This window comes from Blautia massiliensis (ex Durand et al. 2017) (assembly GCF_051861785.1).
Lineage (GTDB): Bacteria > Bacillota > Clostridia > Lachnospirales > Lachnospiraceae > Blautia_A > Blautia_A luti_A.
This window is the reverse complement of the sequence record NZ_CP146725.1, coordinates 756844-769346: the sequence shown is the minus strand read 5'-3', so window position 1 is coordinate 769346 and position 12503 is coordinate 756844. Positions and strand designations below refer to the sequence as shown.

Genomic DNA, 12503 nt, shown 5'->3' with positions numbered 1-12503 from the left:
AAACTTAGTCTATAAAACAACAAATACGATGGAGGAGACGATTATGGCTGATAAAGCGTATGAATATATGGATTGGCCCCGGATCGAGGCAATCGTTTATGGGGAGGAGGCATCACCTCGTGATGTGATGCAGCCAAGGGTAACAGAGGATGGCGTTCTGATCCAGGGATTTTTTCCGGGAGCGGATGCTGCAGAGGTTGTTGTAGGGGAAAAGAGTTATCCGATGATCCTGGAAGATGAGGCTGGTTATTATGCTGTAATGCTTCCGCTGAAAAGGATTCCGGAATATCGTTTCCGTGTGATAAGAGGAAGCAGGAAAGAGACTTTTTACGATGCGTATGAATGTCCATGCCAGATCACGGAAGAGGAGGAACGAGCTTTTTGTGCCGGTGTCTATTACAAGGCATATGAGAAGCTGGGAGCGCATCCGGGGACCTGTGGCGAGGTAGAAGGAACATATTTTGCTGTCTGGGCACCCAATGCAATCCGTGTCAGTGTGGTCGGTGATTTTGACAGGTGGGATGGAAGGCGTCTTCCGATGCATCGGATGCCAATGTCCGGAATTTTTGAGATTTTTGTTCCAGGTGTACAGGCAGGGGCCTCTTACCAGTATGAGATCAAGATCAAAGGCGGCAATGTACAGCGGAAGTCTGATCCTTACGGAAATGGAACCCAGGGAGCGCCGTCTGTGATTTCTGTTGTAACAGAGCTGGGGGATTTTTTATGGCAGGATGAAGCGTGGATGAAAGAACGTGAAAGGTTTGCCAGCCGTGAAGTTCCGGTTTCCATTTATGAAACGGATGTAACAGAGTGGAAAAACAGTGGTGAACTGGTGGAGTTTCTGAAGGAAACCGGTTATACGCATGTAGAATTTCATCCGGTGATGGAGTATCTTGACCGAAGTTCAGGAGGATATTCTACGTCTGCGTATTATGCTGTGACTACCCGTTTTGGGACTGCGGCAGATTTCCGGACACTGGTGGAGGATCTTCATCAGGCAGGGATTGGCGTGATCCTGGACTGGACACCGGCTCAGTTTCCGCGGTTTGATGCAGGGCTTGAGAAATTTGACGGAACTCCTCTTTATGAAGTACAGGATCCGGCTATGGCCGTTCATCCGATGTGGGGCACCATGCTTTATAATTACGGAAGTCCTATGGTCAAAGATTTTCTTATTTCCAATGCGTTTTTCTGGCTGGATGAATTTCATGTGGACGGATTTCGGATGGATGATGTAGATGCGATGCTGTATCTGGATTTTGGAAGAGAGGCGGGACAGTGGACGGCTAATCTTTATAGTTCCAATGAGAATCTTCAGGCACTGGAGTTTCTGAAGCATCTGAATTCTATTGTGAAGAAGCAGTATCCGGGGATTCTTCTGATCGCACAGGAGGATGGTTTATGGCCGCAGCTTACAGACAGTGTGGAGAATGATCATCTGGGGTTTGACTATAAATGGAGTGGTGGCTGGACAAAGGATCTTCTTTCTTACCTGGAAGCAGAGCCTTTGGACAGACGAAATTATTATGATCAGCTGACGCTTTCCATGATGTATGCATATAGTGAGCATTATGTACTGACTCTGGGGAAGAGAGATGTGGGTACGTTAAAAGAGTTTCTGGAGAAGCTTCCGGGATCTTCAAGGCAGAAGGATGCTCAGCTGCGTGCTGCGTATGGCTATCTGATGCTTCATCCGGGTGTGAAGATGACTGCGCCGGATGGGGATGTGGGGCCGGAAATGAGGGCGTATCTGCATGATCTGAATGAACTTTACAGGAATCATCCGGCGTTGTATGCAATGGATGGTAATTCGGATGGGTTTGAGTGGATCCAGTTTACCAGCTATGATGAGAATGTGGTTGCGTTTCTTCGTAAGACGGAAAAGCCGGAAGAAACGATTCTTGCGGTGTGTAATTTTTCACCGGTATCTTATGACAGTTACCGGGTTGGTGTGCCTTTTGCGGGGAAATATAAGGAAATTTTCAACAGTGACAGTGAAAAGTTTGGCGGACAGGGTGTGGTGAACGCACGGGCGAAAGCGGCTGTTCATATGGAGTGTGATAACAGGGAGTTTTCTTTGAAGCTGAAGCTTCCGGCTTATGGTGTGGCGGTATTTGGGTGTACACCGGAGAAGGGGGATGTGAAGAAAAACTCTGTAAAGAAAGGAAATGTGAAAAAGACTGTGGGGAAAAGCAGGGGAAAGCGTATGGATAAGGCGAAAATGACGGTGGTTGAAAAATCTGTGGCTGTAAAGGATGCGGTAAAGGTTGTGAAAAGGGTGGCTTCTCGCAGGAAGGGGGCTTCCGGGGATGAGTGATGGTTTGTGAATTAAATGGGAATATGGTTGGGGGGTGATTGGGGTGGAGAGGATTTGAGTGGATTGTAGGAAAAAGTGCTTGCATTTTTTGTAAAATACGGTATAATATCAGTTGTGTTTAGCACAAGCTGGAATAGCTCAGTCGGTAGAGCACTTCACTCGTAATGAAGGGGTCGTGAGTTCGAGTCTCATTTCCAGCTTATATATGACTGATGGGAGTCCGGTGTCTTTGGAATATGAAGATGCCGGGCTTTTTTTTGTGTGTATGGATGTGGTCGAGGGACGCCAGAGGAAGGTGGCATCGCTCGGTGGATACAGTCGGGGATGCTTTTGAGGTTTTGTGAGAAGGATGGAGAGGGACGCCAGAGGAAGGTGGCATCGCTCCGGGCAGGGACTACGTCGGGGGATACTACTAGGGCTCCGTGAGACGGCTAAAAGCATTGCGGCAGGGTCAGAACTCGCCTCCGGCTCAGACAGCAGACCCTGCCGCAATAACGCCGTCTCCCGCAGCCCAAGTAGTAATCACCCCTCCTCCGCAGCAGCCCGGCCCGATGCCACCTTCCTCTGGCTGACGCTTCCAGCCGACAGGAAAAAGCCAGAGCATGGGACAGAAGCAAACATCAAAGAAACATCAAAGAATTCAGAATACAGAAACCAGATCGGCACAGCGTACCACCATAAGTACCGAAGAATCCCAGAACCAGATCGCAGCCCGGCACAGCGTATCACCATAAATATCGAGGAATACAGGGACCAGATCGGCACAGCGTACCACCATAAGTACCGAAGAATACAGAAACCAGATCGGCACAACGTTCCATTCTGAGTACCGCAGCATACAGACAAAAGTCAACAACGCAGCACACACAACAACGCAGAACTCTTTCCGTGCCCAACGGGGTGGGAGCGCGAGGGAGGGCGTTCGGGCCAATGCCATTTAGATAGAACATTTTGTAGATGATTCTTTATGTTACATTCTGTAATGTTTTGATATTTGGAGTGCTTTGAGAGGAAAAAATACGCAAACTTCCCCTTTGGGGTAGAAATCGTACTTTTATCCTTTAAATAACTTGTGTTTTTATCCAAAAAAAGTTATAGTATTCTTATATTAGGACACTCGGTATGCAAAGCTTACAAAGCCTTTCCTCTTTTTGGTACGGGGAAATTTCCGGCCGGGCTTGACCGGGACCAGGTAGCGTAACAGGAGTGTCTCGATATGAGGCGAGATCGTAGGACTGCTTTTTTGAAGGAAAGCTTTACAGATATGTACAGCCATGGTGAAGTTCACCTGGTAAGCGTATTTTGTTTTTTTCTGATGAGTACTTACATGTGGGGTAACGGATTCACAGAAATTATACAGAATGACGCGCGCGTATATCTCCTGTTCTACGTATCCCGCCTTTTTTGAATGAAGCTGGGAAAGCCCCAGGCTATACTTTAATTTTCGGAATGATGTTTCGATTCCCCATCTCAAATGGTATAATTCCTTGATCCTCCACGGAGGGAATGCTTCTCTTTCAAGATTCGTAACGATACATTCGTATCCACCGGTATCCAGTAAAAACCGTACCATTCTTAATCTCATAGGATAGACTGCCTGTTTTCCGTCTTTTTCCAGATCCAGGAAATCAAACACGGAGCTTGAGGAAAGTTTTTTATAGTGGACAGGATCTTTTTTTGAATGTACCGTGCTCCGTGTGATAAAAAAATCCAGGTCTTCGTCCAGTTCCCTGTCAGGCAGCCGGAAACCATACGAGATCCCTCCCCTGCGGGAGATATCCTTTGTACGGATAACAAAAGACAGGCCTTTTGCCATGATATGGGCAAAAACGTGATAAGTTTCATATCCCCGGTCAGCCAGTATGATCGTTCTGGCAGGGGTGCTGATATTTCCCAGCATCTGTACCAGGGCACGGGATTCATTGCTGACCATTGTCTTTTCGATCCGTATATCTGTGTATCTTTTATTACAAAGATCATACAGCGCATGGAGATGGAGCTGGTTGGAGCCTCTTTTTCCATTGCCGGAAGGTTTACAGCTTTCTTTGTCCGCAGGGTCATAACAGATGTTCAGATCAGATCCGTCACAAGCCAGGAGCTGAAATCCATCATAAGTATGTCCTGCCGGAAGTTTCTGTGTAAAATGATAAAACAGGTAATTCATGGCATCTGGAAGAAGCTTGGCCCTTTGCTGGTGGATAGCGGAAAGAGAAGGGATATCAGCAGGAAGCCTGTGCTGGAAAAAGTCATGGGATGTAGTAGAAAGAGAGCCACCCTGCATGGTTAAAAGAGAGAGGATCGTATCCCGAAAAGAAATCTTACGTTTTCTCGAAAAATCAACGCCAGGGTGAAGGACAAAAGAATCCTTCTGAAGTTCTAATTCAGAAATAGCAGACAGGAGCAATTCATAACTGGAAGCAAAAGTAGAGTTCATAAGCGAGCCTCCTTTTGTATAAAAAAAGATTGCAATGTATAATTCTTTTTTACCATACATTGCAATCTTTTGGAATACTATGTTCTAACTAAATGGCATTGCGTTCGGGCTGCGGAACTCTGAGATCGCCTTCCCTCGCACTTACCGCATTGAAAATGCGACCGGCGTAGCGTCATCCAGCGAAGAGTCTTATTAAAAAACAACACATATAAAATAATAAACAGGAAGATAATAGCATAATGGATGAATGATAGCAGAAAAGAAATTGTCCTATAAAAATAAACTTCCAGGAAAATCTAAAAAAATTGAAATTTATGGTTGACAAGCATAACTCCCAGTGGTATTATAACCAAGCTGTCGCAAATAATTGTTTTCGAAAAAACAAACAATTAAAAAGAATTTCAGAAAAATAGAATTCACAGTTGACAAAAGACAGAAGATATGATAAAGTATCCAAGTCGTCAACGAAACGACAACAAAATCTTAACTCAAAAATGTTTGAAAAAGCTCAAAAAAGTGCTTGACAAACAAAAAGAGATGAGATAAAATAAACGAGCTGTCTGAGAGACAGACACAACAAACCTTGATAACTAAACAGTGAAACACATACGATTCTCGAAAATTTCTTTACATTTAAAGAACGGTTTAAACAAACCAAAAGCAGTAAAAACGAGAGATAGCCAAACGGTTGTCTTGAGTAAATGAATCAAACACTTCTTAAGCCTTTGGCTTAATCAGTGTGAGTCGCAATTAAGTTGATGCGAGCATCACTGAATTGCTAACACATTTTATCAGAGAGTTTGATCCTGGCTCAGGATGAACGCTGGCGGCGTGCTTAACACATGCAAGTCGAACGGGAAACCTTTTATTGAAGCTTCGGCAGATCTAGCTGGTTTCTAGTGGCGGACGGGTGAGTAACGCGTGGGTAACCTGCCTTATACAGGGGGATAACAGTCAGAAATGACTGCTAATACCGCATAAGCGCACAGAGCTGCATGGCTCGGTGTGAAAAACTCCGGTGGTATAAGATGGACCCGCGTTGGATTAGCTGGTTGGCAGGGTAACGGCCTACCAAGGCGACGATCCATAGCCGGCCTGAGAGGGTGAACGGCCACATTGGGACTGAGACACGGCCCAGACTCCTACGGGAGGCAGCAGTGGGGAATATTGCACAATGGGGGAAACCCTGATGCAGCGACGCCGCGTGAAGGAAGAAGTATCTCGGTATGTAAACTTCTATCAGCAGGGAAGAATTAGGACGGTACCTGACTAAGAAGCCCCGGCTAACTACGTGCCAGCAGCCGCGGTAATACGTAGGGGGCAAGCGTTATCCGGATTTACTGGGTGTAAAGGGAGCGTAGACGGATGGACAAGTCTGATGTGAAAGGCTGGGGCTCAACCCCGGGACTGCATTGGAAACTGCCCGTCTTGAGTGCCGGAGAGGTAAGCGGAATTCCTAGTGTAGCGGTGAAATGCGTAGATATTAGGAGGAACACCAGTGGCGAAGGCGGCTTACTGGACGGTAACTGACGTTGAGGCTCGAAAGCGTGGGGAGCAAACAGGATTAGATACCCTGGTAGTCCACGCGGTAAACGATGAATGCTAGGTGTCGGGTGACGAAGTCATTCGGTGCCGCCGCAAACGCATTAAGCATTCCACCTGGGGAGTACGTTCGCAAGAATGAAACTCAAAGGAATTGACGGGGACCCGCACAAGCGGTGGAGCATGTGGTTTAATTCGAAGCAACGCGAAGAACCTTACCAAGTCTTGACATCCTTCTGACCGGAACTTAACCGTTCCTTCCCTTCGGGGCAGAAGTGACAGGTGGTGCATGGTTGTCGTCAGCTCGTGTCGTGAGATGTTGGGTTAAGTCCCGCAACGAGCGCAACCCCTATCCTCAGTAGCCAGCATTTAAGGTGGGCACTCTGGGGAGACTGCCAGGGATAACCTGGAGGAAGGCGGGGATGACGTCAAATCATCATGCCCCTTATGATTTGGGCTACACACGTGCTACAATGGCGTAAACAAAGGGAAGCGAACCTGCGAGGGTGGGCAAATCCCAAAAATAACGTCCCAGTTCGGACTGTAGTCTGCAACCCGACTACACGAAGCTGGAATCGCTAGTAATCGCGGATCAGAATGCCGCGGTGAATACGTTCCCGGGTCTTGTACACACCGCCCGTCACACCATGGGAGTCAGTAACGCCCGAAGTCAGTGACCTAACCGCAAGGGAGGAGCTGCCGAAGGCGGGACCGATGACTGGGGTGAAGTCGTAACAAGGTAGCCGTATCGGAAGGTGCGGCTGGATCACCTCCTTTCTAAGGAAAAAGTAGAGTAATTGAAATGTGTTTTACTGTTTAGCTATCAAGCTGAAAGATTTCTGGTGCCGATGCGGTTGGGGGACACACCCGTTCCCATCCCGAACACGACGGTTAAGACCCAATCGGCCGATGGTACTGCACTGGAGACGGTGTGGGAGAGCAGGTGGGCGCCAGATCAAAAAAAGAAGAACAGGGAAACCTGATGAGATAGATGCTGGTTTTACCAGTGATCTGAGAGAAAAAGCTATTTTCCTTTCAGATGGCTGATAAAACATCAGTCAGCATTGTACCTTGAAAACTGCATACATGAAATTTGATTAAGTTAATCAAATATCCTTAAACGCAAAGTATTAAGAAATTAATGCAAACGCAAAGATAGGAAGACATCGATTTATCTGTTATGAACAGAGTAATCAAACACATACGTTACGAACGTGAGTGTAAACTTCGTGAGAAGAAAGCACTTACTGTAGTAACACGAGAATCAAGAGACCGCATCACCTACGCTAGGGTGATGTTAAGCGGCAAGCAGATCATCCACAGGAAGATCCACTTGCATGCTAAGGCAAAAGGTCAAGCAATAAGGGCACAGGGCGGATGCCTTGGCACTAAGAGCCGATGAAAGACGTGATAAGCTGCGAAAAGCTTCGGGGAGGAGCAAATATCCCGTGATCCGGAGATCTCTGAATGGGGAAACCCGCATGAGCAGACCTCATGCATCCATACGCCAATCCATAACGTATGGAAGGGAACCCGGGGAACTGAAACATCTAAGTACCCGGAGGAAAAGAAAGAAACATCGATTCCGTAAGTAGCGGCGAGCGAACGCGGAGGAGCCTAAACCGGTGTGCGTGCATGCCGGGGTCATGGACTGCATTTAAGATTCAGCGAAGTTAACAGAACGGTTTTGGGAAAGCCGGCCGGAGAGGGTGAAAGCCCCGTACGTGAAAGCAGAGCTGACTGAGCAGGATCCGGAGTACCACGAGACACGAGGAACCTTGTGGGAAGTAAGGGGGACCACCCCCTAAGGCTAAATACTACTTAGTGACCGATAGCGCATAGTACTGTGAAGGAAAGGTGAAAAGGACCCCGGGAGGGGAGTGAAAGAGAACCTGAAACCCTGTGTCTACAAGCTGTGGGAGTGCCTTATGAGCACGACCGCGTACTTTTTGTAGAACGGTCCGGCGAGTTACGCTTACTGGCAAGGTTAAGCACTTCAGGTGTGGAGCCGTAGGGAAACCAAGTCTTAAGAGGGCCAGAGTCAGTAGGAGTAGACCCGAAACCGGGTGATCTATCCATGTCCAGGTTGAAGCTGCCGTAAGAGGTAGTGGAGGACCGAACCCACATCCGTTGAAAAGGGTGGGGATGAGGTGTGGATAGGGGAGAAATTCCAATCGAACCCGGAGATAGCTGGTTCTCCTCGAAATAGCTTTAGGGCTAGCCTCGGTGTGAGTCTTGCGGAGGTAGAGCACTGAATTTCCTAGGGGGCGTCAAAGCCTACCGAAGAATATCAAACTCCGAATGCCGTGTAGATATCACCGGGAGTCAGACTGCACGAGATAAGTTGGGCGGTCAAAAGGGAAAGAGCCCAGACCTACAGTTAAGGTCCCAAAGTGCGCGTTAAGTGGAAAAGGATGTGGGATTTCGAAGACAACCAGGATGTTGGCTCAGAAGCAGCCATACATTCAAAGAGTGCGTAATAGCTCACTGGTCGAGAGGTCCTGCGCCGAAAATGTCCGGGGCTGAAACGCGCCACCGAAACTAAGGAATCTGAAAAGATTGGTAGAGGAGCATTGTATATGGGAAGAAGCAGTACCGTAAGGAGCTGTGGACTATATAGAAGAGAGAATGCCGGAATGAGTAGCGAGATAGAGGTGGGAATCCTCTAGGCCGAATATCCAAGGTTTCCAGGGTAAAGCTGATCTGCCCTGGGTGAGTCGGGACCTAAGGTGAGGGCGAGAGCCGTAGCCGATGGACAACAGGTTGATATTCCTGTACTGCAGTATGACAGAACTGTGGGGACACGTAAGGAGAGCGGGAGCCGGGAATGGAAAGCCCGGTACAAGCGAGGTACCAGTATGGTAGGAAAATCCGCCATGCAATGGGAAGACGTGATGTGGAGCGAAATTTAGTAGCGAAGCCCGTGAGCCATGCGTCAAGAAAAGCCGCTATCGTTCATATTGTACCCGTACCGTAAACCGACACAGGTGGATGAGGAGAGAATCCTAAGGCCGGCGGAAGAAGTATTGCCAAGGAACTCGGCAAAATGGCCCCGTAACTTAGGGAGAAGGGGTGCCTGCGGGAGCAGGCCGCAGAGAATAGGCTCAAGCAACTGTTTAGCAAAAACACAGGTCTATGCGAAACCGAAAGGTGAGGTATATGGGCTGACGCCTGCCCGGTGCTGGAAGGTTAAGAGGAGAGGTTAGCGGTAACGCGAAGCTTTGAATTTAAGCCCCAGTAAACGGCGGCCGTAACTATAACGGTCCTAAGGTAGCGAAATTCCTTGTCGGGTAAGTTCCGACCCGCACGAAAGGCGTAATGATTTGAGCGCTGTCTCGGCAATACATCCGGTGAAATTGAAGTGCCAGTGAAGATGCTGGCTACCCGCGCCAGGACGGAAAGACCCCATGGAGCTTTACTCCAGTTTGGCACTGGGGTCCGGTGTTGCATGTACAGGATAGGTGGGAGGCTGAGAAACGGTAGCGTCAGTTGCCGCGGAGCCGCTGTTGGGATACCACCCTTGTGATATTGGGCTTCTAACCAGCCGCCGTTAGCCGGCGGTGGGACAATGCCAGGCGGGGAGTTTGACTGGGGCGGTCGCCTCCGAAAGGGTATCGGAGGCGCCCAAAGGTTCCCTCAGAATGGACGGAAACCATTCGAAGAGTGCAAAGGCAGAAGGGAGCTTGACTGCGACACCGACGGGTGGAGCAGGTACGAAAGTAGGGCTTAGTGATCCGGTGGTATTAAGTGGGAATGCCATCGCTCAACGGATAAAAGCTACCCTGGGGATAACAGGCTTATCACTCCCAAGAGTTCACATCGACGGAGTGGTTTGGCACCTCGATGTCGGCTCATCGCATCCTGGGGCTGTAGTAGGTCCCAAGGGTTGGGCTGTTCGCCCATTAAAGCGGTACGCGAGCTGGGTTCAGAACGTCGTGAGACAGTTCGGTCCCTATCCGGCGTGGGCGCAGGATATCTGAGAGGAGCTGTCCTTAGTACGAGAGGACCGGGATGGACGGACCGCTGGTGGACCGGTTGGCTTGCCAAAGCCATGGCCGGGTAGCCAAGTCCGGAAGGGATAAACGCTGAAGGCATCTAAGCGTGAAGCCCCCCTCAAGATGAGATATCCCATTCTTATGAAGTAAACCCCCTTGAAGACGACGAGGTAGATAGGGCAGGGGTGGAAGTGTGGTAACACATGGAGCTGACTGTTACTAATCGGGTGAGGGCTTGACCAAAAAGCCGAGGAAGCGGGCGGGATGTAACAGAAATGGGGCGGAACAAGCTTGCTTGTGGAGAACCATTTATGGTACAGACTGAACATTTGCGAAGCAAATGACATCGAACGACGGAGTCGTGAGATGACCACCGCTGGAGTAGCCAAAAGAACAGGCGATGCAGCTTTAGCTGCGAGCCCGTGAAAAAAGGTGAATCGGTACGCAGGTTAAAATTGATTCAAAAAAGATTAACGATCATCAACAGAACATGTATGTAGTTTTGAATATACAATCGTAAAAAAGTGGCTTAAACAGCCACTTTTTTTGTGCTATAATAAAGAAATACTTTACCATCGATTTCCCTATAAACTGAAAAAAGTTTCTCTATTCACAGTCCATAGCAAAACGAAAGGATTTATTTATGAAAACATTATACGTATCAGATCTCGATGGAACTCTTTTGAGAAAAAAATGAAACTATCTACACAGGAGAGCAGTGGCTGGAGATCATGCCGCAAAAAGCATCCAAAGCGCAGGCTGCTTTGCAGCTAAAACAAAAACTGGAATGTGACAGATTAGTTGTTTTTGGTGATGGAAGTATCTCCCAAAAATATCTATTTCCAAACCAACTGTTTTATGATATCATATAGCTTAACCTGCGGAAAAAGGAGGTTACGAAACGTGAATCATATTGAAGAAAAAATCATTCAGACTATAGATGAACATAGAGAAGAAATCATAGCTCTTGCGAAGGATATCCAGAGTCATCCGGAACCAGGGTTTTATGAGGAGAGAACAGCCGCACACGTAGCGGCTTTTTTGCGTGGCCTTGGACTCCGTGTACATGGGGGACTTGCACGCACAGGGGTTCGCGCTGAGTGGATGGAACAGGACGGACCGAACGTTACTATTATCGGAGAACTTGACGCCATCGGATGTAAGTCGCATCCGATGGCTGATCCCGTTAACGGGACAGCACATGCATGCGGACACCACGCACAGATTGCAGCCATGATCGGCGCAGCATTGGCACTGACCAATGAGGAGGTTCAAGCCTCTCTGTCTGGGTCCGTATCTTTTTTTGCCGTTCCGGCGGAAGAATACATCGATGCAGATAAACGTGCATGGCTTCGTAAAGAGGGAATCGGCTTTCCTGCATCCGGAAAAAGCGAACTGATCCGTCTTGGAGAATTTGACCATTCTGACATTATTCTGACAACTCACGTGCACATGATGCAGGTGGAGGAAGACTTCTACCTGGGGAATGCGGCCTGCAATGGATTTTCCGCAGAACGGGTGACAGTAAGAGGAAAAGCCGCACATGCAGCCATTGATCCATGGGATGGTGTCAATGCATTAAGTATTACTTCCAGTGCCATCCAGATGATGGGACTGATGCGGGAAACCTTCCGGGAGGAAGACCATGTGCGTCTTCACAACGTGATCCGAAAAGCCGGAGATGTGATCAATGTAGTTCCGGACGAAGCGGTGATCGAAACAAAAGTCCGTGCAGCGTCTCTGGATGCGATCCGGGCAACACAGGAAAAAATGGACCGTGCCTATGACGGAGCTGCCTATGCATTCGGTGGTACGATCGAAAGAGAACCGCTTCAGGGATATATGCCGATCCTGCACAGAGGTGCGGATAAAGTGATGGAAGAATCCGTAAAGCTTCTGGATGCTTCATACCGATGTTCAAAGCCGGCAGATTTTAACAACGCCTGTACCGACGTAGGAGACCTGACCCATCTGTTTCCAGTGCTGAATTTTACATTCGGAGGATTTGCGGGAAAACTTCACGGAGCAGATTTTAAGATCATGGATGAAGAACTGGCATATATCAAACCAGCCAAGCTTCTGGCACTGACTACGTATCGTCTTCTTTGTGATCAGGCAAAAGAAGCAAAAAAAATCTGTCGGGAATTTAAACCTGTATTTAATAAAGAAACTTATTGTCAGTATATACGAGATAATTTTCATGAAAATGAGTAGT

Annotated in this window: 4 protein-coding genes, 1 tRNA gene and 3 rRNA genes; 6 read left to right on the top strand and 2 right to left on the bottom strand. The window is 48.1% G+C overall.

From position 1 onward, the window contains the following. The first annotated feature begins 43 nt into the window (after nt 1-43). On the top strand, nt 44-2317 hold the full coding sequence (glgB, locus tag V9W66_RS03775) for a 1,4-alpha-glucan branching enzyme (RefSeq protein ID WP_144092886.1): 2274 nt from the start codon (nt 44-46) through the stop codon (nt 2315-2317). Between the two features lie 127 nt (nt 2318-2444). Next, nucleotides 2445-2517, top strand: a tRNA-Thr gene (locus tag V9W66_RS03770). Nucleotides 2518-2957: 440 nt separating this feature from the next. On the opposite strand, the gene V9W66_RS03765 is transcribed toward V9W66_RS03770, so the two are convergent. Beyond that, nucleotides 2958-3128: a hypothetical protein gene (locus V9W66_RS03765; protein ID WP_186290029.1), complete on the bottom strand. Its 171-nt coding sequence runs from the start codon at nt 3126-3128 to the stop codon at nt 2958-2960. A 297-nt stretch (nt 3129-3425) separates the two neighbouring features. Beyond that, entirely contained in the window at nt 3426-4751 is a 1326-nt protein-coding gene (locus V9W66_RS03760) for an IS4 family transposase (RefSeq protein ID WP_186290058.1), read from the bottom strand. 788 nt (nt 4752-5539) lie between these two features. On the opposite strand from V9W66_RS03760, the gene V9W66_RS03755 reads away from it, so the two are divergent. From V9W66_RS03755 to V9W66_RS03740, 4 genes are all read left to right on the top strand, one after another. Continuing rightward, nucleotides 5540-7070, top strand: a 16S ribosomal RNA gene (locus V9W66_RS03755). 61 nt (nt 7071-7131) lie between these two features. Beyond that, nucleotides 7132-7249 (top strand): 5S ribosomal RNA (rrf, locus tag V9W66_RS03750). A gap of 395 nt (nt 7250-7644) precedes the next feature. After that, a 23S ribosomal RNA gene (locus V9W66_RS03745) occupies nt 7645-10531 on the top strand. The 16S, 23S and 5S rRNA genes sit together here, the layout of an rRNA operon. Before the next feature lie 660 nt (nt 10532-11191). Continuing rightward, nucleotides 11192-12502, top strand: a complete 1311-nt coding sequence (locus V9W66_RS03740; protein ID WP_144094161.1) for an amidohydrolase — start codon at nt 11192-11194, stop codon at nt 12500-12502. Nucleotide 12503 lies beyond the last annotated feature (1 nt).